Below are 24,075 nucleotides of genomic sequence, written 5' to 3' on the forward strand. Positions count from 1 at the left end.
TGGACCTTCCGACGGGGACAAGGGCGGTCGCGGCATGCCGGAGCATGCGTGAGCCACTCACACGGTGGAGAGGGGATCCGTCGGCGGCGGGTGAAGCACCCGTGCCGCCCGGCGACTCATCCAGTTCTACCGATGACGTGGTGGGCTGGCAACGACGCCTCTTACTAGCGGGCCTCGCAGCCGGGGCCGCCCGGCCCCCTGCCCCCGTGATCAACGTCAGTGCAGGTGGGGGTGAGTGTGAGGGGGGTGGCGCGGGCGCTTCGCGGCCCACTATCGGCGTTCGTATGTGACCTGGGTCCTGTGGGGCGCCTCACCGCCCAGGGCCCCGAATGTCACCCTCCGCCACTGTTCGTACCCCTTTCGAGGGCGGGCTCGCGGTCCGAGACGGCCCCCGAATCGAAGGAGACGGGTGCGTCGAAGGCAGCTTCCCGAGTCGCCCCTCGCCCCCTCGACGCGTCCCCTTCGGCGGTCTTCAGCTGAGCTGCTCGGCCAGTCCGACGGTGATGCCCTCGGGGCCGCGGATGTAACAGAGGCGATAGCTGTCCTCATAGCGCACCACCTCGCCGACGAGTGCTGCGCCGTGGGTGCGCCCCAGGCGGGCGACGACGTCCTCGATGTCGTCCACGGCGAACATGATGCGCCGCATGCCCAACGTGTTCGCCGGTGCGTCCCTCGGTTCGGAGCTGATCGCCTTCGGCGTGTGGAACTTCGCGAGTTCGATCCGGCCGTGGCCGTCCGGGGTCCGCAGCATGGCGACGTCCTGCCGGACGCCCTCGAGCCCGATGACACGCTCCGCCCACCGTCCCTCGATGGGAGCCTTGCCCTCCAGCTCCATCCCGAGTTCGACGAAGAACGAAACGGCAACGTCGAGGTCGTCGACGACGATGAGGACGTTGTCCATGCGCTGGATGGTCATACCGGCTCTCCTAGGTGTCCGTACGGCCTCAGTGACCGCATGCACCCCTGGGACGGAGCCGCCAGGCCGTTCTCGACGTGTCCAACCCGTCAGCCGCTGCACTGGGTCAGTTCGCCACCCTGCCGGACGCTGTACTGGCCGGGCGGGACGTTCATGACCTGGAAGCCGCCGTTCTCGGCGATGTCGACCGTCCCGCCGAAGCCTGCCGACCCGTACACGTAGGCCGGGCCCGGGGTGAAGCCGCCGCCGGAGAGGTGCACCTTCCCGTTGTCGAGGACACCGGAGGTGGAACAGGTCGCGGCCGGGACGGCGGCGGACGGGGACTGGGCGACCGCGAGGGCGGTCGGGGCAGCGACGAGGGTGATCGCCGCGAGCGGGCTGAGGACGAGGAGGCGTGTGCGACGGTTCATGAGTCTTCCTTACGGAACGAATCGGGAGCCGCGGCCGCACGCCCAGTGCCCCGGGCATGCGCCACCTCGGGCCCGGTGAGCAGTCGCCGGTACCGTCCGGTACCGCCGTCCTCGGCTGCGTACCACGTACCCACGTACCGCGAGTGGGACGACGTCCCTCGCCGGGAATCCGGGCCGCGCCAAGCGGCCAGGGCCGCCTTTCCATCGTCACCCCGCGCCTACCTCGGTGCTACCGGGGCCGCGGCGCCCGCCGTCCGGCAGGCGATCCTCGTCACAGTCGCTTCGGCCCAGGTTGTCGATGATCTTGGAGTGCGCCCACGAGACGATCCGCGAGGGCCGTGGACCAGATCAAGCCACCGCCGCTGCCTGCCCACGGCCGAGGGGCACGCCGGAGGGTCGGCTATCGTCCCTGCGTGAAGTTCATATCCCCCCACTCCCAGCGGACGGCCACCCCACCGGCCGTCGCACCCGGTGCGCGGCTCGGCTGGCTGGATGCGCTCCGTGGCATCGCCGCTCTGATCGTGGCACTGCACCACTTCGACGTGCTCAGGATGCTGCCCTTCGGGGGCGTGGTCTGGCGCAACTTCGACATGGGCCTGTTCGGCGTCATGCTCTTCTTCATCGTCAGCGGCTACATCATCCCGGCCTCGTTGGAGCGACGGGGCGACGTCCGCGCCTTCTGGATCGGCCGGATCTTCCGGATCTACCCGGCCCTGATCGCCGCCTTCGTCCTCTCGATCATGATGCTGCCGGCCGGGGACGGCTCGGTCGCGCTGCTGCGCACCGGCGACGACCTGGCCTCGCTCGTCGCGAACGGCCTGATGCTCCAAGACCTGCTCGGCGTCATCAACGGCATGAACGTCACCTGGACGCTGTGCTACGAGATGGTCTTCTACTTCTTCGTCACCGCGCTGTTCACCCGTGGCCTGCACCGGCACAGTGCGCCGATCGCGGTGGGCCTGGCCGGTGTCGCGCTGGCGGTCGGCACGGCCGTCGGCACGCAGCTCGTGAGCGCGGAGATCGGCTCGGCCCGGCAGCTCGTGCTGATCGTGACGCCGATCGTGCTCGTGGGCCTCGTCGGCGTGCTCAGCGGCAAGCGCGTGCTGACCGGGGCGGGCGCCCTGGTGCTCGCGGGGGTCGGCCTGGTCCTGGTGACGCTGAATGGCCGGGCCCCCGCCTTCGAGACCTGGATGATCTTCGCGACCATGTTCGCCGGTACCGTCGTGTACCGGGCGCAGCACGGACAGCTCGCCCGGGTCCCGGCGCTGCTCTCCTGCGGTTTCGTCGTCGTCGCGGGCGTCGTGGTCGGGTGGCTGTACAACCACGGCGAGGCGCTGGAGCGGACCTGGTCCGCGGGCTGGAAGGCCTGGTCGATCGCCTACTTCGCCGCATGGGTGCTCTTCGGCATCGGTTTCCTCCTCCGGGAGCGCCGCTTCCCCAAGGTGCTGACCTGGCTCGGTGCGATCAGCTTCTCGGTGTACCTGCTGCACATCCCGCTGCTGCGCACCGTCGAACCGCTGGTGGGCATTCCGCCGCAGCCGTCCTCGACGCTCGGCCGGATCGTCTGGACGGCGATCTTCCTCGGCGTCGTCATGGCCGTCAGCTACCTGATGTACCGCCTGGTCGAGATGCCGATGCAGCGACTCGGCCGACGCGTGCAGAAGGCGGCGGACCGCCGCTGGCCGCGAGCCGTACCCACGGTGGCCCCCACCCCTGCGGCTGCTGCCGGAGCCGGGGCCGAGGCCCTGTCCGGTACGTCCCGGGCCTGAGGGCGCGCATCCTGACGGCGCCGCGGTCCGTGGCGCCTCGAAGGCCGGGGCGGGTGTGACCGCCGTCCGCGTGGGTCGTTGCCGGGATGGACGAGGTGCGGCTGTATAGGGTCGTGGCAGCCGTCCTTCCCGGCGAGTCAGGAGTGCTGCCGTGGGACCCGTAGAGCCTGCTTCTGCGCCCGGCGGCCTCGGTTGGAACCGTGAGACGGCGACGCTGGTGCTCCTGTCGTTCGCCATGCTGATCGTCTCGCTCGACCAGTACATCGTGGTCGTGGCGCTCCCCGACATCGCAGCCGACCTGGGCTATTCCGCGCAGACGCTCCAGTCGGTCATCAGCGTCTACGCGGTGGCCTCGGCCGGTTTCCTCCTGTTCGGCGGGCGTGCCGCGGACCTCCTCGGACGACGCCGCATCCTGGCCACCGGCCTCGCGCTCTACGCCGCGGCGGCCTTGGCGGGAGGACTCGCGACCACCCCCGCGGTACTCCTCGCCGCCCGCGCGGTCCAAGGGCTCGGCGGAGCCCTGGTCTTCCCCACCACCCTGGCGATCATCAACACCACGTTCGACGAAGGACGAGCCCGCAACCGCGCCTTGGGGATCTGGGGAGGGTCGGGCGCGGCCGGACTCGTGGTCGGGGTGCTGCTCGGTGGTCTCCTGACGCAGGTGTTCGGCTGGGAAGCGGTCTTCTTCGTCAACGTCGCCCTGGCCGGCCCGGCGCTGCTGCTCGCGTTCGTGGTGATCCCCCGGGACGGTGAACGCGAGAAGGGCCGCAGGTTCGACCTGCCCGGTGCGCTCAGCATTTCTCTCGGTGTCACACTCATCGTGTTCGCCCTCGTGCAGGGCCCCGGATGGGGCTGGCTCTCGCCGGGCATCCTCGTGAGCGCGGCCGCGGGCCTCCTGCTGATCGCCGTCTTCGTCGTCGTCGAACGGCGCAGCTCCGACCCGCTCATGCCGCCCCGGGTGCTCGCCAACCCGAACCTGATCACCGGTGTCGTCATCGCCTTCATGTTCATGGCGACCTTCGGCTCCGTGCTCTACTTCCTGTCGCTCTACTTCCAGGAGGTCCTGGGCTACGACGCCTTGCAGACCGGCGCCGGGTTCCTCGTCCCCACGGCAGTGGTGGTGGCCGGTTCGGCAACCGCGGGCCGGCTCGTCACGCGGTTCGGTCTCAGGCGCACGCTGGCCGCGGCCCTCACCGTCGGCGCGCTGGGTGCGGTCCTACTCGGCCTCGCGATCTCGCCGAACGGTACGTACGTCGGTCTCCTCCCCGGCCTCGTGGCCCTCAGCATCGGCGACGGGGTGGTCTTCACCGCCATGTTCATCGCCGCCGCCACCGGAATCCCCGACCGACAGCAGGGCATCGCCTCGGGCATCGCCTCCACGGGCTCGGGCGTGGGCGCGGCCGTCGGCCTCGCCGTCCTCGTCCTGGTGGCGACCGCCGGTCTCGACGGGCTCTCCGGTGAGCAGCTGCGCATCGGCGTCGCCGACGGGATCCGCACCACGCTGTTCGTCGTGGCGGGCGGAATCGCGTCGACCCTGCTCTTCGCCTTGCGCCGCTGCCCGACACCGTCCGAACCGGTACCGACGCCGGTGCCGTACCAGACCCGTCGCTGCTGACGGCGCCGCCACGGACCGCGCCGGACCTCGGCGCTGCCGGGAGGGGGAGGGCGGCTCGCGGCGGCGGGACACCAGGCCTGGCGCGGCGTACGCTCGTTCGCAGGGGACGCATGATCGACAGGAGACGCGTGGTCGACGAGACGAGAGGTCGACAGCGTCGAGGCGAGCCGGACCGCGCGCCGGATCCGGACGTGACCGCGGGAGGATCCATGACCGCGCTCGGTGACCTGATCGAAATCGACGCGCGGACCGTGCTGGTCCTCGGGCAGGAACTGTCCGTCGAGCGCGATCAGCCGGACGTCGCCAACGCCCTCGTACACCGGGTCGGCGACACCCTGGTGCTGGTCGACACAGGCGTGACGGCGACCTTCCGTGCGGCGCTGCAGGAGGCCACGAACCGGGTCGGGAGCTGGTCCCGGGCCCTGGTGCTGACCACGCACGGCCACCTGGACCACGTCGGCAACAACGACCTGGCCGACGAGTGGGGTGTGCCGGTGGAGCACTACGTACCCGCCCTCGACCTCGACCAGATGCGGGATCCGGCGGCGTACTGGGTGCGGTCCTTCGACCGCATCGTCGGGCTGGCGCCACTGCCCGCGCCGTCCGCGCTGGCCGGCAAGCTGCTGTCGCTGTTCCAGCCGATGCGGCCCTTCGGCGCGACGACCCGCACCTACGAGGAGCGGCCGCTGGAGCGGATTCGTATCGGCTCGATCCGCTTCACCGGCTGGACCTTCGCCGACGGGGCGGTCCGCGTGCTGCGCAGTCAGGGGCACTGCGCCGGACATGTGATCGTGCACCTGCGGGACTCCCGGGTCCTTCACCTGTCCGACGAGGGCAACGGACCCTGCGGTGCGATGGCCGACGCCGACCAGCTCAAGCTCCAGACCGTCCTCGGCGCCGTCGCGCTCCTCTTCGAGGAGGGGGAAGCCGAGGTCCTCACCGACGGGCACACCTTCGCCCTGCGCCGTGGCGCCGAGGTCGTGTCCTACCTGGACGGGCTGCTGGAGCAGGCCACCGCCCTGCAGGCGGCGTCACTCGGGCTGACCGGGGAGAGCGGGCAGGTCCGGCCGAGCGCGTTCACGAGCGGCTTCGCGGAACGTTCCGCCGAACTGGGGGGCGGCGGCGCCAATCCGAACGCGATGTTCACCGCCATGTCGGCGGTCAACCAGCTGCACGAGCTGGGACTACGGCCGGAGTCCGACGGCGTCGACGCGCTCTGGTCCCGGCCCGCGCTCCAGAACCCGAAGCCGGACGCCCCCTGACACGCTCACACCACGTACCGTCAACCGGGGGCGTTTACGAGGGAGTCGACGGGCAACACGCGCAATGACGAAAGCCCGCACCGTGGGGGTGAGGCGCTTTCGCACCGGGCCGCTGCCGCGCGGCACCTCCCCCGATGCCACGCGGCAGCGGCCGGTCGCACGACGGGCTGCCGCCAGGATCCGCACGGCACCCGGATGCCCCGGCCCCCGGCCCCTCCCCCGGCCGGAACGGGGCAGCCGGCGAACCCCCGGCGACGGCGCTTGAGCTGCCGCCCCCGGGCTGCGGGCCCAGACGGCAGCGTGCGGCGGCCCCACCACACTCGTCGCCCGCCCGATAAGTGGCCCGGATCAGGACGCGTACATGGCCGGCGGTACGGCACCGAACGTCACCGACCCGCCGCGCACCGTAGCGCCGCTCGCCGCTGTCATCGAGCGGTCGCTGCCCCGGCGCCCGTACCGGCCCGGGCCGCCGGCCAGTGGCCGTGCGGCTGCGTCGGGGTTTCGCCGGCCGGGGCCCGGGCAGCCGCTACGAAGGGGCCCGAGAGTCTCAGCGAGGAGCAGGAGGACGGCCATGGACGACCAGGGCGGTGCAGGAGGAGTCCCGCTGCACCACGGGCACGCACAGGACCGACACGCGCCGCGCGCCGACCACCGCGATGATGGGAAGACGGCCGCCGCCGACACGGACGAGGCCAGCCGCCTCGACCGCCCGCAGCAGCCCGAGAAGCCGCGCGGGAAGGGCACACGCTGGGTGAGCCCTCGCGACGACTGAGTCCGCGGGACCACGACCGACGCGAGCGGGCCCGCGTACCGCGAGCAGACCGGCCCGGGTGCATCGAGGAGGTGCGACATGAGCCAGCCCGAGCAGCAGCGTCACCGCGCGCCCACCCCGCCGTCGGAGGCCGTCGGCGAAAGCGGGGACCGCGAGGCCCACCAGGCAGCGGAGGAGGCCGTCACCGGCCGTACGGGAGACACCGGCCGCCGGGACGCCGCAGGCCATTCCGCCAAGCGGCAACGCCCGGGGATCGGCCGCGAGGAACAGGTCCGGCAGCATCCGCAGGGAGACGATCGCACCGAGGAGAGCGGGGACCGCTGACCTGGGGCGCACCTCCACACTGCACCCGGAAAGATCGGAGATCGCCGTGAGCGGCTTGAGCGGCTCGGACATCACCGTGGACGACAGCTGCCTGATCGCCTTGCAGGAGCTGAAGAGCAAACGGGAGATCAACACGGTCGTCTACAGGCTGGACGAGCCTTTGCGGACGGTGGTCGTCGAGAGCCAGGCCAATCTCACGCACGAGGAGATGCTGGGGGCGCTGCCGGCCGACGAGCCCAGGTTCGTCGTGTACGACCTGCACTTCGCCGCATCGGACGGGGCCCGCAGGAGCGACCTCGTGATGATCTTCTGGATTCCCGACGGGGCGCTGCCCGCGCACAAGCTCGCCTACTCCGGCGCCGATCGCGTCCTCCAGGACCTCTTCGACGGCATCCAGGTCACCGTCCGGGCCACGGACCTCTCCCAGCTGGCCTACAACGAACTCGCATCCCAGGCGGTCTGACCGTGGCCGTGAACATGAACGTCACCAGGTAGGTGCAGAACATGTCCGCTCTCCTGACCGACAGCACTCTGTCCCTGATGGCCCACGGCTACGCGTGGGGTCCTGACCTTCGTCGGGCCCATCACGGTGCACCGGTGGTCCGCACCCACCTGTTCGGTCGTCCCGCGGCGCTCGTGCACGGCCCCGGGGCCGTCGCCCTGTTCTACGACACCGACCACGTCCAGCGGCACGGTGCCCTCCCCGCGCAGGTGATCGACCCCGTCTTCGGCGAGGGAGCGGTGCACAGCCTGGACGGGCCGCCACACCGGGTGCGCAAGGAACTGTTCGTCTCCCTCCTCATGTCGCCGAGCGCCGTCCGCGCCCTGACCGAGGGCATCGAGCGCGGCTGGCGCGAAGCCGTGACGGGTTGGGAAGGCCGCCGGGTGGTCCTCTTCGACGAGGTGGCCGCACTGCTCACCCGGGCGGTCTGCGACTGGGTGGGCCTGCCGGTCCCGGACGACGCGGCCCGGGAGATCGCCCAGGACTGCGTCACCATGATCGACGGCTCCGCCGGGGCCGGACCCCGGCGGCTGCGGGCCCGGCACGCCCGGCGCCGCCAGGAGCAGGCCCTCGCCGCCGCCGTCATCGACCTGCGCGGAACCGGACCGCACCCGGACGGCATCTTCTCCGCGTCCCGGCACGCGGCGGTGGCCGGGAGCCCGCTGGAGGCGGTCGCGTGGCACCGCGATCAGGACGGCGCCCTGCTCGATCCGCACACGGCGGCCGTCGAGCTGCTGAACATCATCCGTCCCACCGTCGCCATCGCGTGGTTCGCCGTCTTCGCCGCCCACGCCCTCCACCGCCATCCCGGCAGGCGTGACCAGCTGCGGGCCGGTGGGCCCGCGTACGCCCGGGCGTTCGCCCACGAGGTCCGGCGCTTCTACCCCTTCATCCCCTTCATCGGAGGCGTCGCCGTCGACGACCTCACCCTCGAGGGCCACGGGATCCCCGCAGGGACCCACCTCCTCCTCGACGTGTACGGGCACCACCACGACCCGGATCTGTGGGAACGGCCGTACCACTTCGCCCCCGGGCGCTTCCTCGGCCACGAGCCCGACCGCGACATGTTGATCCCCCAGGGCGCAGGCGACGCGCGTACCGGCCACCGCTGCCCCGGCGAGGACATCACCGTTTCCCTGCTCGCCGCGCTCGCCCCGGCCGTGGCCGATCTGGACTTCGCCGTACCTCCCCAGCAGGATCTGTCCATCCCCCTGGGCCGCATTCCTACCCGGCCCCGGAGCGGATTCGTCATGGAGGTCGCACATCAGCCGAGGAGTCAGCGCGCCCGGCGGTTCCAGCGCCAGTCGTGAGCCACCGGCGCCCAGCAGTGGGAGGACCCATGACCCGACGAGTCCGTCGCGTCCACGAGGTGATGACCAAGAATCCGGTGGCCGTCGAGAAGACGACGTCGCTGGCGGAAGTGGCGCGGGTGATGCGGGACGCCGACATCGGGGATGTTCTCGTCGTCGACGAGGGCCGGCTCCGCGGCATCCTGACCGACCGGGATCTGGTCGTGCGCGCCATGGCCGAGAACAGGGATCCCGCGGAGACGACCGTGCAGGCCGTGTGCAGCAGTACGCCGGTGACCGTACGGCCTGACGACGGTGTCGACCACGCCGTCGATCTCATGCGCCGGAACGCGCTGCGGCGCCTGCCCGTGGAGACCGAGGACGGCGACCTCGTCGGAGTCGTCACCCTGGGCGACCTCGCGGTCGAACAGGACCCCGGATCGGCCCTGGCGGCGATCTCGGCCGCGGAGCCCGGCACCTGATGCCCGCCACGGCTGCGCCGTTGGCAGGCCGTCCGTTCGGGTGCAGTCGGGGCCACGGTGGGATGGCCGCGCGGCTCCGGGTAGGCGTCGGGTATGAACTCACACGTACCCGGTACCTCGAAGACGGCCGGGCAGGCCTCGGCACTCGGTGCGGCATCGGCATGTTGGCTGACGGCCCTGGACCGGATCGAGCGGACGACGCTGGCCGATCCGGCGATCAGGGTGATGCAGCGGGGAATCCGCGCGCTCCCGTTGGGCGGCATGCGTGATCTGCTGCGCGGCAGGCCGCTGGGCCACCCCCTGCATCCCGTACTGGTGCAGGTACCGATCGGCTGCTGGCTGTCGGCCGCCGTGCTGGAGGTCGTACCGGGGGCGCAGCGTGCGGCAACCACGCTCACGGGCGTCGGGCTGGTCGGGGTCGCCCCGGCGGCGATGGCCGGCTGGGCGGACTGGGCCGACCTGCCGCCGGAGCAGGCCCGGGTCGGGCTGGCCCACGCGGCCTCCAACGCAGCCGCGGTGGCCTGCTACGCCATGTCCCTGACGGCTCGGCTCCGCGGCCGTTCGGCGAAGGGCCGGCTGTGGTCGCTGGGCGGGCTGGCCGCCGTGGCCGTCACCGGCGCGCTGGGCGGGCACGTGGCCTACCGGCAGGCCGTCGGAGCGCATCCCGCGACCTGACAGGGAGGGGCCCGGACTCGACGAGTCCGGGCCCCTCCCTGCCGGCGGGTCAGGCGAACGGGCCGCCGAACGGGCCGGCGGGACCGTAGTAGAGGCCCAGCTGCTCGCGGTAGTCGGCGTCGCCGAGGTGCTTGTCCCGGTGGAACTCCGGGGAGTCCTTGATCTGCTCCTTGGTGCGCTCCACGTGGATGGTCCGCTGCTCCGGGTCGACCGAGATCACGGTGCTCGCCGGCAGGAGGACCTCCTTGCCGAAGATCCACACCCCGGTGTCCACGACCAGGTAGGCGTCACCGACCTCGTCGGAGTGCTTGTCGACCTTGCCGATGCTGCCGTCGACCGCCTCGACCTTGTAGCCGGTGAGATCGGTACCGGCCAGGTGGCCCGACGTCGACTTGTAACTCCACACATGCTCGGTCACGTGAGAACAACTCCTCCGGTAGTGAAAGGGATCAACCAACCTCTTGAAGGGCGTATGCCCCGGATCTTCCGTTGTGCACGTACGTCTTCCGCTTCAACCGCGGCCCGGCAGGATCTCCTTGGCCTTGGCCACGGCGAAGCCCCAGCCCTGGGCCACGGTCGGTTTACCGGGCACGGCCACTTCCTCCGGGTTGGTGAGCACGTCCAGCAGGACCGGCCCCGGCGTCTCGAAGGCCCGTCGTACGCCCTCGTGGAGGTCGGCCGGGTCGGTGAGCCGGATCCCCGTCAGGCCGAGGGCCGTGGCGACCGCGGCGAAGTCCGGGTTGTCGAGTTCGGTTCCGAATTCGGGCAGACCCGCCTGCTCCTGTTCCAGCTTGACCATGCCCAGGCGGCGGTTGTCGAAGACGACGAGCTTCACCGGCAGCCGGTACGTCCTGATGGTCATGAGGTCGCCGAGCAGCATGCTCAGCCCGCCGTCCCCGCACAGCGCGACGATCTGCCGCTCGGGCGCCCACAATTGGGCGCCGAGGGCCTGGGGCATGGCGTTGGCCATCGAGCCGAGGTTGTACGAGCCGATCAGGCGGCGGTCGCCGCGCATGGTGACGAAGCGGGAGAGCCAGACGGTGGCCATGCCGGTGTCGGAGGTGAAGACGGCGTCCTCGGCGGCGTACTCGTCCACGGCCGCGGCCAGCGCCTCGGGGCGGATGGCGTGCTCACGGTTGTCCAGGGCGGCCCGCAGCTTCCCGGTCCAGCGGTGCTCGTGGGCGGGGTCGGCCAGCCGCTGCTGTCCCTCCTGCCAGTGCAGGAACCGCTCCCTTGCGTCGTCGAGGTGGGCCCGGTCCGGGGCCGCGTTCAGCAGCGGGAGCAGAGCCCGCAGGGTGGCGCCGACGTCTCCGGCCAGGCCCACGTCCACGGGGGTGCGGCGTCCCAGGTGGTCCTCGCGGGCGTCGACCTGGACGACCTTGGCGTCCTTCGGGTACCACTCCCGGTAGGGGAAGTCGGTCCCCAGCATGAGGAGTACGTCCCCGCTGTCGAGCGCGTGGGCGGCCGCGGGGTTGCCGATGAGGCCGGTCTGGCCCACCTGGAAGGCGTTGTCGTCCTCGAACCCCTCCTTCGCCTTCAGCGTGAGCACCATGGGCGCCGCCAGCAGCTCGGCGGTACGCAGGACTTCGGTTCGGGCCTCCCGGGCGCCCTGGCCGACGAGCAGGGTCACCCGGGAGGCGGCGTTCAGCAGCTCGGCGGCGCGGGCGAGGGCCGGGTCGTCGGGGCGGGTGACCGCGCGGTCGAGGGCGAAGCGCGTGGGCCGGTCGTCGCCCAGTTCCTGGTCGCCCAGATCGCCGGGGACGGTCAGGACGGCCACGCCGCCCCGGGTCACGGCGGCGCGTACGGCCGATTCGAGCAGGCGCGGCATCTGGTCCGGGGAGGTGACGGTGGCCCGGTGGACGGCGACGTCGCGGAAGAGCAGGTCGTTGTCGACCTCCTGGAAGTAGTCGCTGCCGATCTCGGCGAGGGGGACCTGGCCGCAGATCGCCAGGACGGGGGTGTGGCTCTTGGCGGCGTCGTAGAGGCCGTTGAGCAGGTGCACGGAGCCGGGTCCCACCGTTCCCATGCACACGCCGAGGGTCCCGGAGAGCTGGGACTGCGCCGAGGCGGCGAAGGCCGCGGCCTCCTCGTGCCGGCAACCGACCCAGTTCAGGCCTGCGGAGGTGCGGATGGCGTCGGTCAGCGGGTTCAAGGCGTCTCCGACGACGCCGAAGACGTGCTGGACGCCGAGTTCCTCGAGTGCGTCGACGATGACGTGGGCGACGGTGCGTGCCACGGGAGTGCCCTTCGTTTGCCGGTTCAGTGGCCGGAGCGATGGCCGGTTCAACGGGTGAAGCGGCCGGGGTCGGCCGCCTTCCAGTCGGCTGCCCAGCTTTCGGGCGGCGATGCGAGCAGTTCTCCGGGGGCGAGCCAGGTCTGGAGTTCGGCGTACGAGCGGACGGTGTGCGGGTCCACTCGCTGGAGCAGCATGTGGGGGCGCAGCCCGCGCGGGTCGTCGACGCCCATGGCCGCCATGATCTGCAGCGCGCTCTTGACGGTCGCCTCCTGGTAGCGCCGTACGCGCTGTGCCTTGTCGCCGACGTCCAGGGCCCGGGCGCGCCGCTGGTCCTGGGTGGCGACCCCGACGGGGCAGGTGTTGGTGTGGCAGCGCTGGGCCTGGATGCAGCCGAGCGCGAACATCATGGCGCGGGCCGAGTTGGTGTAGTCGGCGCCTTGGAGCAGGCGTTTGACGAGGTCGCTGCCGGTGGCGACCTTGCCGGAGGCTCCGATCCGGATGCGGTCGCGCAGCCCGGAGCCGACGAGGGCGTTGTGGACGGTCATCAGGCCGTCGCCGAGCGGCAGGCCGACGTGGTCGGCGAACTCCAGGGGCGCCGCGCCGGTTCCGCCCTCCGCCCCGTCGACGACGATGAAGTCGGGGGTGACGTCCGCTTCGCGCATGGCCTTGCACACGGCGAGGAATTCGCGGCGCGAGCCGACGCACAGCTTGAACCCGACGGGCTTGCCGCCGGCGAGGTCGCGCATGCGGGCCAGGAAGTGCACGAGCTCGCGCGGGGTGGAGTACACGCGGTGGAACGGCGGCGAGATGACGGTCTCCCCCTGCGGCACGCCGCGGACCCGCGCGATCTCGGCGTTCACCTTGGCACCGGGCAGGACGCCGCCGATGCCCGGCTTGGCGCCCTGACTGATCTTCAGCGACACGCACTTGACCCGCGGGTGTGCGGCCTTCTCGGCGAACTGCCGCTCGTCGAAGCCCCCGTCGTCGGTACGGCACCCGAAGTATCCGGTGCCGATCTCCCAGACGAGGTCCCCGCCGGGGCCCAGGTGGTACTCGGACAGGCCGCCCTCGCCGGTGTCGTGGGCGAAACCGCCCAGCCGCGCCCCGGTGTTGAGGGCGAGGACGGCGTTGGCGGAGAGGGAGCCGAAGCTCATCGCCGAGACGTTGAGCAGGGCCATGTCGTACGGCTCGGTGCAGTCCGGGCCGCCGACGGGGATCCGGGGCGGGTCGGCCCGTACCGGGTGCGGGGCCATGGACGGGGTGAGGTATTCGCTGCCGGGCCGGTGGAGGTCGCGCTCGGTGCCGAACGGCTCCTCGGCGTCGGTGCCCTTGGCCCGTTCGTAGACGATGCTGCGGGTGTCGCGGTCGAAGGGGCTGCCGTCGGTGTTCCGCTCGATGAAGTACTGCTGGATCTCCGGCCGCAGCGCCTCCAGGGCGAACCGCAGGTGCCCGAGCAGGGGGTAGTTCCGCAGGACGGAATGCCGGCGCTGCAGGAGATCGTACGAGGCCACCAGGGCGAGCAGCAGCAACGGGCCGGCCACGGCCCACCACCAGGGCGAGACGAGGACGGCGGCCACCGCGGCGAGGGCGGCCGCGGCGGCGGGCAGGATCAGGGTGAGTGTCTTCAGCACGCCCCGCGTGTGTCCCGACCGCCGCGCGCCAAGCATTCCCGGGGCTACTGGTCTCGCCCGGGCGCAGAGGCGTGGTTCGCCCCGCCGGCCTACTTGCGGGCCCGCGCGGCTCCGTTGGCTGCGGTGGCGTCGGGCGCGGGCGTGCGTCCCGGCGCGGACGACGGTCCGGGTACAGGCGTCTGTCCCGGCGCGGGCGTGTGCCCCGGCGCGGGCGTGTGTCCCGGCGCGGGCGTCTGCCCCGGCGCCGCGTCCAGCACGATGCGCGGCAGGGCGTCCGGGTGCTTCTCCACGAGCCAGGCGACCAGTTGCTCCCGTACGGCGCAGCGCAGCGTCCAGAGGTCGTCGGGATCCTTGGCCGTGACGATGACCCGCACCACGATGGTGGAGGGCGTCGTCTCGGTGACGGCGAGGTCCCAGCCGCGGCCGTCCCACTCCTTGCAGGTGTGCAGGATCTCCTCGGCCTTGTCGCGCATGAGGTCCACCGGTGCGCGGTGGTCGCAGTGGAGGAAGACGGTGCCGGTCATCTGGATGCCGCCGCGCGACCAGTTCTCGAAGGGGCGGGTGGTGAAGTACGAGACGGGCATGGTGATGCGGCGTTCGTCCCAGGTGCGTACGGCGAGGAAGGTGAGGGTGATGTCCTCGACGACCCCCCACTCACCCGCGACGACGACCGTGTCGCCGATGCGCACCATGTCGCCGAAGGCGATCTGGAAGCCCGCGAAGAGGTTCCCGAGGGTGGACTGGGCGGCGACGCCGGCCACGATTCCGATGATTCCGGCGGAAGCGAGCACGGAGGTGCCGAGTGCGCGGAAGCTCGGGAAGGTGACGAGCATCGCGGCGAGCGCGACGACGGCCACGAGGACCGTCACCACCCGCATGATCAGGGTCACCTGCGTGCGGACGCGGCGCAGCCGGGCCGGGTCGCGGGTGGAGGTGGCGTAGCGGGCGTACCCCGACTCGACGACGGCGGAGGCCACGGCCACCAGCAGCCAGGCTCCCGCGCCGATCAGGGTGAGGGAGAGGACCCGGCCCACGGCGGCAGCGTGGTCCTGCAGCGGTGGCCAGGCGATCTGCCGGTAGGCACCCCTGAGCAGCGCCGCGAACAGCACGATCAGCAGGGCGTGGCGGCAGCGGCGCAACAGGTTCCACAGGGGCGTTTCGGGGTGACGTGCGTCGGCACGGCGCAGCAGCAGGTCGACGACCCAACCGGCCGCGAGGGTGAGCAGGATCGAGCCGCCCAGGACGGACAGCACACGAAGAGCGCTGTTCATATCTCCTCAACGGATGTAGGTGACATGGACGTTGACGCCCCTGCCCCCTGGGAGGGAGCTGACACAGCACATTCCGATGCGTTCCGAAGCGGTTCCCTTCGGTCCGGGTCCGCGGGCGCCGAGCCATGGCCGGCAGCGAGGGAGAGGAGATGCGGACCTCGGCACGCAGAAGCCCGGCCGCGTGATGGCGGGGGGATGCCACCACGCGGCCCGGGTCCGCTGGGGAATCCGCGCCGCTCACCGTCACGGACTCCCATGACCACCCTTATGGCCGGTCTCCATCGGCTCAAACGGTCGGAGCGCACTTTTTTCTCGGAGTGCGCCGGCGGGCCCGCAGACCGGGGAGTGGAGGCCTGGATCTCTGGGCAGGCGCGCGGTCGACGGTTCCTCCGCACCCGCGTCCACGGCGGTGGAGGGCCACGGTTCCGATCGAAGGAGTTGTTTCGCATGACGGAGAACGTCTGGGCCTACCGCGTCGGCGTCGACTACCTCGCTGCCGACCTCACCGGCTACGGGGTCGAGGCGCTCGACGGCGGCATCGGCAAGGTCGACAAGCACTCCGACGAGGTCACCGACGCCTATCTGGTCGTCGACACCGGCGTGTGGATCCTCGGCAAGGAGGTCCTGCTGCCGGCCGGTCTGGTGACCCGCATCGACCACACGGCGGAGAAGGTCTACGTGGACCGTACGAAGGACCAGATCAAGGCCGCTCCCGAATTCCACCGGGACGAGCACCTCGGGAACGCGGACCATCGCGAGTCCCTGGGCACGCACTACCTCTCCGGCATGCCGTTCGGCGTCCCGCCGGCCTGACAGAAACCCGGCGTGCTCTCGCGGCTCACGTTTGCGGGGCGCGATCGGGGTCAGACGCGGAGAGCAAGGCATTTCCCGCACCCTCAGGGAGTGATCAGCTGTGTCGAGCAACGAGAAGGGCAAGGCCAAGGCCGAGCAGGCCAAGGGCAAGCTCAAGGAGACGGCCGGCCGCATGGTGGGCAACGAGCGACTGACCGCTGAAGGCCGCGCCGAAGGGGCGAAGGGCGATGCCCGCGAGGCCAAGGAAAAGATGAAGGACATCTTCAAGCGGTGACCTGACCGCACCGCGGCCACCACGGATGCCGCGTACGCGCCTCGGTCCCGAACCCGTAGGGGGTTCGGGACCGAGGCATGTCACCTCTCCTCCCCTGAGCTCACTGCGACGACTTGGCCGACTCCGCCGACTCTGCCGACTCCGCCGACTCTGCCGACTCCGCTGCCACGATGCCCAGCAGTCCGGGGAACCGCCGCTCGATGTCGGCCCGGCGCAGGCTGGCCATCCGGCTGTTGCCCCGGTCGACCTGGCGGATCAACCCGGCCTCGCGCAGCGCCCGGAAGTGGTGCGTGACGGTCGCCTTGGAGACCGGCAGCCCGAAGGAGCTGCACGTCCGCGCCGCGCCGTCCGGTTCGGCCGCCAGCTCGCGCACGACACGGCGGCGCAGGGGATCCGCCAGCGCGGAGAGCACCGGGCCGAGCTCGATCTCCTCGACGTCCGGATGGCCTTCACCGTCGGGCATTCGGGACACCTTCCTTGAGGTATGGATTGCATCGTACCTATGAGTTCGATAGGTTCGGAAGGTACGAGATTGATTGTACCTATCGGGGGGAGACCCTGCATGTCCCAGCCGTTCGCACTCGTCGGCACCGCACGCCCCATACCGGAGCGCGCCGAGGAGTTGAAGGAGCTCCTGCTGTCGTTCGTCGAGCCGACCCGGCAGGAGCCCGGGTGCCTGGAGTACCACTTCCACGAAGATCGCGACGAGCCCGGCACCTTCGTCTTCTACGAGGCCTGGCGCTCCCAGGCCGACCTCGACGCCCACCTCGCCCTCCCCCACATGCAGGCCTTCTGGGAGCGGCGCATGGACTACCTGGAGACGGACCTCGACATCCGTTTCCTCACGATGCACAGCCCCTACTAGGACCGGTCAGGCCGGGGTCGCCGTTACCGGCCCCGCCACCCACGGTGCGGTATACCTCCTCTGGGGCTCACCCGGGCCCGTGAAGGGAGTGTTGCCGTGGAGCGCACGACGTGCTGCGTGGTGGGAGGCGGGCCGGCCGGAATGGTGCTGGCGCTGCTGCTGGCCCGGGCCGGTGTGGAGGTGACGGTGCTGGAGAAACACGGCGACTTCCTGCGCGACTTCCGCGGTGACACCGTGCACCCCAGCACCCTGTCGCTCCTGGACGACATCGGCCTCGCCGAACGGTTCGCCCAGTTGCCGCAGCGCCGCGTGACCACCGTGCAGCTGCCCCTCGGACCGGATCGGTCCCTGGTCACCATCGGGAACATCGGGGCGCTGCACGGGAAGTACAACTACATCGCGATGGTGCCCCAGTGGGACCTCCTCGACCTCCTCGCCGACGAAGCGGGCCGGGAACCCTCCTTCCACCTGCGCATGGACACCGAGGCGACCTCCTTCCTCATCGAGCGCGGCCGCGTCACGGGCGTGCGGTACCGCTCCGCGGACGGCAGCACCGGGGAGCTCCGGGCCACTCTGACCGTTGCCTGCGACGGTCGCGGCTCACTGGCGAGGGCGCTGCCCGAGCTCGGCCTGGAACACTTCGCCTGCCCCATGGACGCCTGGTGGTTCCGCCTGCCGCGCCACGAGGACGACCCCAGCGGACTCGTGGGCGGCCTGGGCGACCGCTTCTTCACCGCGCTCATCGACCGCGGCGACTACTGGCAGTGCGCCGCGCTCATCCCCAAGGGGACCGACGCCGAGCGCCGCGCCGAGGGGCTGGAGCGCTTCATGACCCGCTTCACGGACGCCGCCCCGTGGCTGGCCGACCGAAGCCATGCGCTCACCTCGTGGGACGAGGTGAAACTGCTCGACGTACGGCTCGACCGGCTGCGCCGCTGGCACCGCCCCGGGCTGCTGTGCATCGGCGACGCCGCCCACGCGATGTCACCCGTCGGCGGCATCGGCATCAACCTCGCCGTCCAGGACGCGGTGGCCGCCGCCCGCCACCTCGTACGGCCGCTGCGCGAGGGCACCGTGGGACTGCACGACGTGCGGCGCGTCCAACGCCGCCGCTGGCCCACGACGGTGGCGACCCAAGGCCTCCAACGCCTCGCCCACACCCAGGTCATCGAACCGCTGCTGGCCGGCCGCACCGCGTTCGGCGATGCCCGACGGGCCAAGCGGATGACGGAGCTCATCACCGAATCCCGCTGGCTGAACCGGGTCCCGGCCTACTTCATCGCGTACGGGGCCCTGCGCGAGCGCCCGCCGAAGGAATCGCTGCGCTGAGGGCGCCGCCCCTGACGGAGTGCCACGCCCGGCCCCCGACAGCGCTGAACCCCGCGACGCCATCGGGCCGTTGCGCAGCCACCGCGGCATCGGCCTGCGGTGGCCCGGCCGGAGCCTCATCGCCCGGGTGTCCGAACCACCGGATCACCCGGACTGCTCCTCCCCCGGCTCACCGCCGGGGTCTCCGCCTTGCTGCCGCCCCGACTCGTTGCCAGGATCCTGGCCCCTTTCGCTGCCCGACCCCTGGCTCGGCGCGTTCCCCGGAGTGTTGCCGGAGCCAGTGCCGGAACCTTGACCCCCCGGAACCGGGTCCTTGCCCGGCTCGCTCCCGGGCGCCGTTCCGGGATCGTTGCCGGTGCCCTTGTCCGGGGCGTTGCCTGGCGCCTGGCCGGATTCCGGTGCGCTCCCGGGCTCCTGGCCCGGCGCCTGGCCCGGCGCCCGCCCGGACTCTTGACCAGGGTCCTTACCCGTGTCGTGGCCGGACGTTTTGCCGGGCTCGTGACCGGACTCCGGAACCTTCCCGGGAGCCTTGTCCGGGCCATCGCCCGACCCCTTGCCGGGGTCCTGGCCGGGCACCTTCGCCGGATCGTGGGCGGGCCCCTTGTCGGACTCCCGGCCAGGCGCCTTCCCCGACTCCTTGTCCGGCTCCTGACCGGGCACCTTCGTCGGTTCCTGGCCGGACTCCCGACCCGGAACCTTGCCCGAGTCCTTGCCCGGCACCTTCTCCGAGTCCTTGTCCGGGTCCGGCGCCGACTCCTTGCCGGGGTTCTCGCCCGACTCCTGACCGGGCACCTTCGCCGGATCCTTGCCGGGAGCCTTGCCGGGCTCCTTCCCTGGTGCCTTGCCCGGTTCCTTGCCCGGCACCTTCTCCGAGTCCTCGCCCGGGTTCTCCCCCGACTCCTTGCCGGGCTTCTGCTCCGATTCCTTGCCGGGCGTCTTCCTCTGGCCCTCGCCAGGCTCCTGGCCGGACTCCTTACCCGGGTCCTTCACCGAGTCCTTGCCCGGCGACTTTCCGGGATCCTTGCCCGGCACCTTCTCCGAGTCCTCGCCCGGGTTCTCGCCCGACTCCTTGCCGGGCTTCTGCTCCGATTCCTTGCCGGGCGTCTTCCTCGGGCCCTCGCCAGGCTCCTGGCCGGGCTCCTTACCCGGGTCCTTCACCGAGTCCTTGCCCGACGGCTTTCCAGGATCCTTGCCCGGCTCCTCGCTGGGCGCCTTCCCCGGGTCCTGACCCGGCTCCTTGCCAGGCTGTTCGCCCGATTCCCTGCCCGGCGCCTTCGCCGGGTCCTTGCCGGTCTCCTTGCCGGTCTCCTTGTTGGTCTCCTTGCCAGGCTGTTCGCCCGGCTCCTTGCCCGGCGCCTTCGCCGGGTCGTCGTCCGGCGCCCGGCCGGGCTCCTGAGGCGGCTGCTTCACCGATTCCTTGGCAGGACCCGTCCCTGGGGCCTCGCCGGGGTCCTGGCCCTTGCCCGGCGCCTGGCCGGGGGTCTGGTCCGGGTTCTGACCGCGCTCCTTGTCTGCGTCCTGGCCGGGCGTTTTGCCGGGGTCCTCGCCCGGTGCCTTCACCGATTCCTTGCCCGGCGCCTTCCCGGGAGCGTTGCCCGGGTCCTCGCCGGGCGCCTCACCTGGGGCCTTGCCGGGCTCCTGGCCCGGCACCTTCCCCGAATCCTCGCCCGGCTTCTGGCCCGGGGCCAGGGTCGGCGCCTTTCCCGGGGCCTGGTCCGGGACATCGCCCGGGGCGTTGCCCGGCGCCTGGCCGGGGATGTTGCCCGGGTTCTGGCCGGGGGCGGTCCCGGGCGTCTGGTCCGGCACCTGACCGGGGGCGTTGCCCGGGTTCTCGTTCGGCACCTGACCAGGGGCGTTGCCGGGAATCTGGCCCGGCTCCCGACCAGGGGCGTTGCCCGGGATCTCGTTCGGGCCCGCGTCCTGGGGTGTCTGGACGGAGGCCGGGTGGGCCGCCGGGAGGACCGGGTAGGCGGAGCCGGGGGTCTGACCCTTCGGGGGCGGGACCTCGCGGTCGTGCCGGCCCTGCGCCGCCCCGCTCGGGCGCTCGTACCATCCCTTCCGGTTCTGGTCGAAGACCGTGACGGTCTTCACCGGCTTCACGGCCGGCTTGACCGCGACGAGGCCGGAGGACCGGAACGAGGACCACTTATCGCCGCTGTACGCCTGCCTGCCCCTGACCGCGACGGGCGGGTTCAGGGGGTTGCCGCAGGCGCAGCGGACCCGGGGCACGCCACGGCCGTCGACCAGCACGGACGTACCGGCCTGCAGGACCGCCTGGTAGCTGGTGGGCGCGCCGTTCCGGTACCCGTGATTGGTGACCCGGGTGTCCCAGCCCAGCCGGACGGGCGTCAGCGACCGCAGGTACGAGGGAATCTCGGGCTGCCGGATGCCGAGCGAGCCGGAGAACGCCCTGCCCTTGTCCGGGTGCTGCGTGAGGAACCGGATCTGCTTCTCGACGTCACAGCTGGCGACGTTCCGTGTCCCCCCGTACAGGCCCGGATACCCACCGTCGACCTCGAGCGTGCGCGCACCGCCCGCCTTGGCGCTCGCGGCGCGCGCAGTGCTCGCGCCGTCCTTCGCCTTCTCGCCGGCGGTCATGGGCGTGACCTTGGCGACGCTCTCGGCCTGTGTGGCCGTCGACGGAGTGAACGGGTCAGGCCCGGCCTCCGGAGCGGCCTGGAGGAAGACCTCACCGCCCGCCGCGGTGTTCCCGCCCAGCAGGGTGAAACCAAGGACCACCGCGGACACCACGGCAACCGCCGTACTCATGCTCAGCACGGCCCTGCGCGATCGCCACCTGCGCACCCGCCCACCACCCGACGGCGGCGGCGAAGACCCGGCCGAAGAGACCGGAAGGGGCCCCGACGGGGGTCCCGAGGGAGGCGGAGGCCCTGATGGCTGCCGAGGGGGCGGCGGCGGGGGCGGCGGCTCCACATGCGCGTCCTGGCCCGACAACGGGCCGGGCGGCGGGCCGGTGGGGCGCTCGGAGGAGGGAGGCAGGGAACTCATGACACTCGCCCCCGGACACAGGGCAGCGGGTAGATCACGGTGACTCGCATGCGCTCACTCCTTCTGAACCGTCAACGCCTCCACATCTCGGAGGTGGAACCTGGACGTCTCCAGCGACATCGCCATCGCCGTCGCCGTCGACAAGGACCCACCCGGTACGCGTGCGTCCATCTCCTGAGTAAGCCCCCTCCCCCCGGATCACGTCATGCCGCGAGCTTTCGGGACTTGACAAACGAAGGTCCGCGCCCGGTTACGTCAGCGGCAGCCGACGGGACCGGCACGTGCGCGCCGACGGGTCCCGGGCCTCCTCCAGGAGTACGCGCACTCTCGTGAGGCGCTCGGCCGGCTCGGGGCACCCCTCCTGAAGCAGCTTCAGATCGGTGTGCACGTCGAGCTTCTGGGCCACAGCACCCCTCGGCCCAGCTCCAGCGGTTCCAGCGCGTGCGCCGGGTCCGGCTCCGCCATCGCCAGTTGGGCAGCAGCCGCACGGCAACGCCGGCCGCTCGCGCGGCCTCGGCCGAGGCGGTGTGTGCGGCCGTGATCTGGGAGCTCCACCGGGACGCCGCGAGGAGCCGGCGCCAGGCGGTGAGGGTGCTGAGCTCCTCCTCGGCCGCCCTGCGGGCCGTGGCCAAGGCCGCTCGCGCGTCGGAGATGTGGAAGAGGACCCCGGGAAGCGGCCGCCCCGGTCGAACGGCTCCCGGGCCGCCTGGAGTTCCCACGCCGCCTGCTCCCACGTGCGCAGGGCCACCAGCCAGGCGACCGTGCGGTCCTCGACCCCGTCGGCCGTGACCCCGGGCAGCGGCAGTCCCCGTACGCCCGGTTCCGTGATCAGCAGGGCATCGCAGCGCAGGCGGCTGATGTTGACGGCCACGACGGCGCCTTCGCGGCTCGCGGCCGTGAGCGACGCCGCGCGCGGTGGGCGCAGGGGATGGTTTGCCGACTCTGCGGCGGAGCCCCGGGCCGGGGTCCGCCGCAGGGGCCGGGTCAGCGGAACAGCATGGAAGCGTCCCCGACCGGGGTGTTGACGGAGCCCGGGCACAGGAAGCTGCCCGAGGTCTTGGTGGCGGTGAAGGCGCGGTTGATGTACTTCCGGCTCGTCCCGTCGCGGTCCCACACGATGTTCGTGGCCTTGTAGCGGCAGGAGATGAAGCTCTGCCTGCCGGTGATGTCGATCGTGTCGGTCCGCGCCGTGCCGGCGGTGTCGTCGAAGGTGAAGGCGGGGTTGGTGTTGAGGGAGGCGGCGATGCCTCCGCCGCAGGCCAGGTTGCCTCCCGGCGCGTTGATCGTGGTGCGGTCGACGGTGAGGGCGGCCGGGGCTGCGGCGCTGGTGCTCGCGTTGGTCCAGCTGCAACTGTTGCCGGCGACCACGATCACGCCGTCGACCTTCTGGTCGGCGGCCGAGGCGCCGGGGGTGTGCGCGAGGGCGGTGCCGGTGCCGGTGAAGGCCGCTGCGACGACGAGCGTCGCGATCCCGGCGACGCGTGAGATGCGGGTGCCGTGCTTGATGGGCGTGGTGTGCCTCATGTTCGCTCCTCCATGCCACGTACTGGTGGGGGTGGGCGAGGCGCTGGGCCTCTCAGAGGGTGCGGAGTGCGTGCCGGGAGAGTCCCACAGCGACCTTGAACTGTCAGGAGCATGTCAGCGCGATGCCGGTATTTGGCTGGAAACTACCCGTCGGTACGAGACGGCTGCCGGGCGCGCCGGCGGGGACCTCCGGGTGCGTCAGGAGGCGGGCGTGGCCGCGGAGGTCTTGCGCAGGACGCCTATCTTGTCGATGCGGTGCTCGGGGTTGCCCTGGGCGTCGCTCCAGAAGTTGCCCTCCGCGTGGTCCTCGGGCGTGGCGCAGGTCGAGATCGTGATCATGGCCTGGGTGGGGGCCGCACCGGGCGCCCCGGGGACGGCCGCGCGCTGTTCGCCGAGCGAGCTCTCCGACCGGAAGGACGTCTTGCGGGTCGCGACGATCTCGTAGGTGTACTCCACCTTCCCGAGGGTCACGAGGACCGTGTCGCCCTTGTCCACGGAGGGCAGGTCGCGCAGCGGACCGCCCGCCGAGAGTCGGTGTGCGGTGATCAGGAAGTTGCCCACCTGACCGGGTCCGACGCCGCCCAGCTTCCCGTACGGGCTGGCCGCCACGCCGAGGTCCTGGATGCGGGTCCCCGGTACGTCGTCGGTGGTGCCCTCGTACGGCATCACGCGCAGTCCCGAGATGCCCACCGAGGGGATGGACAGCGTCGAGGCCTGGGTCGGGACGCCGGCGCCCGGGCCCACGGGCTGCGCCGCGGTGGGAACGGCGGCCGCGACGGCCGGGGTGACCGCGGGGGACGCTCCGGACGCGGACGGGTGCGCGGTGGGGGCCGCGGACTGCGCGGCCGGGGCCGAGGCGGGTACCGCGGGCGTCTGCGGGCGAGCCGCGGTACCGGCGGCGACGGAGGGCGCGCACGCCGCCAGCAGGACGGCCACGGCGCCGGTCAGTACGGCGGGGACGGCACGGGAAGGGAACGGCAGGGACATGGGCGCTTCCGTGTCGGTCGGTCGTCCGGGTCGTGCGGGGCGTGCGGCAGGCGGGTGACCCGGTTCAGCGGCCAGAGTGACATACGGAGCAAGAGGTCCATAAGGGTCCCGGTCTGTGAC

Annotated in this window: 23 protein-coding genes; 13 read left to right on the forward strand and 10 right to left on the reverse strand. The window is 71.8% G+C overall.

The genetic code is table 11. The annotated features are described in order from the left end of the window. Positions 1-472: 472 nt before the first annotated feature. A complete protein-coding gene (locus AB0D29_RS24370) occupies positions 473-916 on the reverse strand; it encodes a VOC family protein (RefSeq protein ID WP_362857024.1) in 444 nt (147 codons plus the stop codon). A gap of 89 nt (positions 917-1,005) precedes the next feature. After that, complete coding sequence (locus tag AB0D29_RS24375) at positions 1,006-1,326, reverse strand: hypothetical protein (RefSeq protein ID WP_362857026.1); 321 nt, start codon at positions 1,324-1,326, stop codon at positions 1,006-1,008. A 413-nt stretch (positions 1,327-1,739) separates the two neighbouring features. Here AB0D29_RS24375 and AB0D29_RS24380 point away from each other — a divergent pair, with 413 nt between their 5' ends. From AB0D29_RS24380 to AB0D29_RS24420, 9 genes are all read left to right on the forward strand, one after another. After that, entirely contained in the window at positions 1,740-3,095 is a 1,356-nt protein-coding gene (locus tag AB0D29_RS24380; RefSeq protein WP_362857027.1) for an acyltransferase, read from the forward strand. Between the two features lie 151 nt (positions 3,096-3,246). Then, positions 3,247-4,710 carry an MFS transporter gene (locus AB0D29_RS24385; protein ID WP_362857029.1) on the forward strand — a complete coding sequence of 488 codons (1,464 nt, stop codon included), beginning with the start codon at positions 3,247-3,249 and terminating at the stop codon, positions 4,708-4,710. Between the two features lie 209 nt (positions 4,711-4,919). Beyond that, the gene (locus AB0D29_RS24390; protein ID WP_362857030.1) at positions 4,920-5,972 is read left to right on the forward strand and encodes an MBL fold metallo-hydrolase; all 1,053 of its coding nucleotides are present in this window, start codon (positions 4,920-4,922) and stop codon (positions 5,970-5,972) included. Between the two features lie 571 nt (positions 5,973-6,543). Further along, a complete protein-coding gene (locus tag AB0D29_RS24395; RefSeq protein ID WP_362857032.1) occupies positions 6,544-6,744 on the forward strand; it encodes a hypothetical protein in 201 nt (66 codons plus the stop codon). 78 nt (positions 6,745-6,822) lie between these two features. Beyond that, positions 6,823-7,068, forward strand: coding sequence for a hypothetical protein (locus AB0D29_RS24400; RefSeq protein ID WP_362857034.1), 246 nt, complete (start codon positions 6,823-6,825; stop codon positions 7,066-7,068). Between the two features lie 46 nt (positions 7,069-7,114). Then, positions 7,115-7,531, forward strand: coding sequence for an actin depolymerization factor/cofilin-like domain-containing protein (locus tag AB0D29_RS24405; RefSeq protein WP_362857035.1), 417 nt, complete (start codon positions 7,115-7,117; stop codon positions 7,529-7,531). 41 nt (positions 7,532-7,572) lie between these two features. Next, the gene (locus AB0D29_RS24410; RefSeq protein WP_362857036.1) at positions 7,573-8,880 is read left to right on the forward strand and encodes a cytochrome P450; all 1,308 of its coding nucleotides are present in this window, start codon (positions 7,573-7,575) and stop codon (positions 8,878-8,880) included. 29 nt (positions 8,881-8,909) lie between these two features. Further along, complete coding sequence (locus AB0D29_RS24415) at positions 8,910-9,341, forward strand: CBS domain-containing protein (protein WP_362857037.1); 432 nt, start codon at positions 8,910-8,912, stop codon at positions 9,339-9,341. 93 nt (positions 9,342-9,434) lie between these two features. After that, a complete protein-coding gene (locus AB0D29_RS24420) occupies positions 9,435-10,016 on the forward strand; it encodes a DUF2231 domain-containing protein (RefSeq protein ID WP_362857038.1) in 582 nt (193 codons plus the stop codon). Between the two features lie 49 nt (positions 10,017-10,065). On the opposite strand, the gene AB0D29_RS24425 is transcribed toward AB0D29_RS24420, so the two are convergent. The 4 genes from AB0D29_RS24425 to AB0D29_RS24440 all read right to left on the reverse strand — a co-directional run bounded on the left by AB0D29_RS24425 (position 10,066) and on the right by AB0D29_RS24440 (position 15,154). After that, positions 10,066-10,434: a PRC-barrel domain-containing protein gene (locus AB0D29_RS24425; RefSeq protein ID WP_362857039.1), complete on the reverse strand. Its 369-nt coding sequence runs from the start codon at positions 10,432-10,434 to the stop codon at positions 10,066-10,068. A gap of 93 nt (positions 10,435-10,527) precedes the next feature. Continuing rightward, positions 10,528-12,252: a thiamine pyrophosphate-dependent enzyme gene (locus tag AB0D29_RS24430; RefSeq protein WP_362857041.1), complete on the reverse strand. Its 1,725-nt coding sequence runs from the start codon at positions 12,250-12,252 to the stop codon at positions 10,528-10,530. A gap of 47 nt (positions 12,253-12,299) precedes the next feature. Beyond that, entirely contained in the window at positions 12,300-13,919 is a 1,620-nt protein-coding gene (locus tag AB0D29_RS24435; protein WP_362857043.1) for an FMN-binding glutamate synthase family protein, read from the reverse strand. A 53-nt stretch (positions 13,920-13,972) separates the two neighbouring features. Continuing rightward, positions 13,973-15,154, reverse strand: a complete 1,182-nt coding sequence (locus AB0D29_RS24440) for a mechanosensitive ion channel domain-containing protein (RefSeq protein WP_362857044.1) — start codon at positions 15,152-15,154, stop codon at positions 13,973-13,975. A 447-nt stretch (positions 15,155-15,601) separates the two neighbouring features. On the opposite strand from AB0D29_RS24440, the gene AB0D29_RS24445 reads away from it, so the two are divergent. Then, positions 15,602-15,967, forward strand: coding sequence for a PRC-barrel domain containing protein (locus AB0D29_RS24445; RefSeq protein WP_362857046.1), 366 nt, complete (start codon positions 15,602-15,604; stop codon positions 15,965-15,967). Positions 15,968-16,067: 100 nt separating this feature from the next. Next, positions 16,068-16,241: a CsbD family protein gene (locus AB0D29_RS24450; RefSeq protein ID WP_362857048.1), complete on the forward strand. Its 174-nt coding sequence runs from the start codon at positions 16,068-16,070 to the stop codon at positions 16,239-16,241. Positions 16,242-16,341: 100 nt separating this feature from the next. On the opposite strand, the gene AB0D29_RS24455 is transcribed toward AB0D29_RS24450, so the two are convergent. After that, complete coding sequence (locus AB0D29_RS24455) at positions 16,342-16,704, reverse strand: helix-turn-helix domain-containing protein (protein WP_362857050.1); 363 nt, start codon at positions 16,702-16,704, stop codon at positions 16,342-16,344. A 99-nt stretch (positions 16,705-16,803) separates the two neighbouring features. Here AB0D29_RS24455 and AB0D29_RS24460 point away from each other — a divergent pair, with 99 nt between their 5' ends. Then, positions 16,804-17,106 (forward strand): putative quinol monooxygenase, encoded by a 303-nt coding sequence (locus AB0D29_RS24460; RefSeq protein ID WP_362857052.1) that lies wholly within the window; start codon positions 16,804-16,806, stop codon positions 17,104-17,106. 96 nt (positions 17,107-17,202) lie between these two features. Beyond that, positions 17,203-18,435: an FAD-dependent oxidoreductase gene (locus AB0D29_RS24465; RefSeq protein ID WP_362857054.1), complete on the forward strand. Its 1,233-nt coding sequence runs from the start codon at positions 17,203-17,205 to the stop codon at positions 18,433-18,435. Between the two features lie 144 nt (positions 18,436-18,579). Here AB0D29_RS24465 and AB0D29_RS24470 read toward each other — a convergent pair whose 3' ends face one another. The 3 genes from AB0D29_RS24470 to AB0D29_RS24480 all read right to left on the reverse strand — a co-directional run bounded on the left by AB0D29_RS24470 (position 18,580) and on the right by AB0D29_RS24480 (position 23,955). Then, entirely contained in the window at positions 18,580-21,204 is a 2,625-nt protein-coding gene (locus AB0D29_RS24470) for a DUF6777 domain-containing protein (RefSeq protein WP_362857056.1), read from the reverse strand. 1,224 nt (positions 21,205-22,428) lie between these two features. Beyond that, positions 22,429-22,968, reverse strand: coding sequence for a hypothetical protein (locus AB0D29_RS24475; protein ID WP_362857058.1), 540 nt, complete (start codon positions 22,966-22,968; stop codon positions 22,429-22,431). 198 nt (positions 22,969-23,166) lie between these two features. Continuing rightward, positions 23,167-23,955 (reverse strand): sortase, encoded by a 789-nt coding sequence (locus AB0D29_RS24480; protein WP_362857060.1) that lies wholly within the window; start codon positions 23,953-23,955, stop codon positions 23,167-23,169. Positions 23,956-24,075: the final 120 nt, after the last annotated feature.

It is taken from the genome of Streptomyces sp. NPDC048424 (assembly GCF_040651555.1).
Lineage (GTDB): Bacteria > Actinomycetota > Actinomycetes > Streptomycetales > Streptomycetaceae > Streptomyces.

What these genes read in the sequence shown, in the direction of transcription:
- AB0D29_RS24370 (WP_362857024.1), bottom strand. Translation starts at nt 916, where the DNA reads ATGACCATCCAGCGCATGGACAACGTCCTCATCGTCGTCGACGACCTC.
- AB0D29_RS24375 (WP_362857026.1), bottom strand. Translation starts at nt 1,326, where the DNA reads ATGAACCGTCGCACACGCCTCCTCGTCCTCAGCCCGCTCGCGGCGATC.
- AB0D29_RS24390 (WP_362857030.1), top strand. Translation starts at nt 4,920, where the DNA reads ATGACCGCGCTCGGTGACCTGATCGAAATCGACGCGCGGACCGTGCTG.
- AB0D29_RS24395 (WP_362857032.1), top strand. Translation starts at nt 6,544, where the DNA reads ATGGACGACCAGGGCGGTGCAGGAGGAGTCCCGCTGCACCACGGGCAC.
- AB0D29_RS24400 (WP_362857034.1), top strand. Translation starts at nt 6,823, where the DNA reads ATGAGCCAGCCCGAGCAGCAGCGTCACCGCGCGCCCACCCCGCCGTCG.
- AB0D29_RS24410 (WP_362857036.1), top strand. Translation starts at nt 7,573, where the DNA reads ATGTCCGCTCTCCTGACCGACAGCACTCTGTCCCTGATGGCCCACGGC.
- AB0D29_RS24415 (WP_362857037.1), top strand. Translation starts at nt 8,910, where the DNA reads ATGACCCGACGAGTCCGTCGCGTCCACGAGGTGATGACCAAGAATCCG.
- AB0D29_RS24420 (WP_362857038.1), top strand. Translation starts at nt 9,435, where the DNA reads ATGAACTCACACGTACCCGGTACCTCGAAGACGGCCGGGCAGGCCTCG.
- AB0D29_RS24435 (WP_362857043.1), bottom strand. Translation starts at nt 13,919, where the DNA reads ATGCTTGGCGCGCGGCGGTCGGGACACACGCGGGGCGTGCTGAAGACA.
- AB0D29_RS24440 (WP_362857044.1), bottom strand. Translation starts at nt 15,154, where the DNA reads ATGAACAGCGCTCTTCGTGTGCTGTCCGTCCTGGGCGGCTCGATCCTG.
- AB0D29_RS24445 (WP_362857046.1), top strand. Translation starts at nt 15,602, where the DNA reads ATGACGGAGAACGTCTGGGCCTACCGCGTCGGCGTCGACTACCTCGCT.
- AB0D29_RS24455 (WP_362857050.1), bottom strand. Translation starts at nt 16,704, where the DNA reads ATGCCCGACGGTGAAGGCCATCCGGACGTCGAGGAGATCGAGCTCGGC.
- AB0D29_RS24460 (WP_362857052.1), top strand. Translation starts at nt 16,804, where the DNA reads ATGTCCCAGCCGTTCGCACTCGTCGGCACCGCACGCCCCATACCGGAG.
- AB0D29_RS24470 (WP_362857056.1), bottom strand. Translation starts at nt 21,204, where the DNA reads ATGAGTACGGCGGTTGCCGTGGTGTCCGCGGTGGTCCTTGGTTTCACC.
- AB0D29_RS24475 (WP_362857058.1), bottom strand. Translation starts at nt 22,968, where the DNA reads ATGAGGCACACCACGCCCATCAAGCACGGCACCCGCATCTCACGCGTC.
- AB0D29_RS24480 (WP_362857060.1), bottom strand. Translation starts at nt 23,955, where the DNA reads ATGTCCCTGCCGTTCCCTTCCCGTGCCGTCCCCGCCGTACTGACCGGC.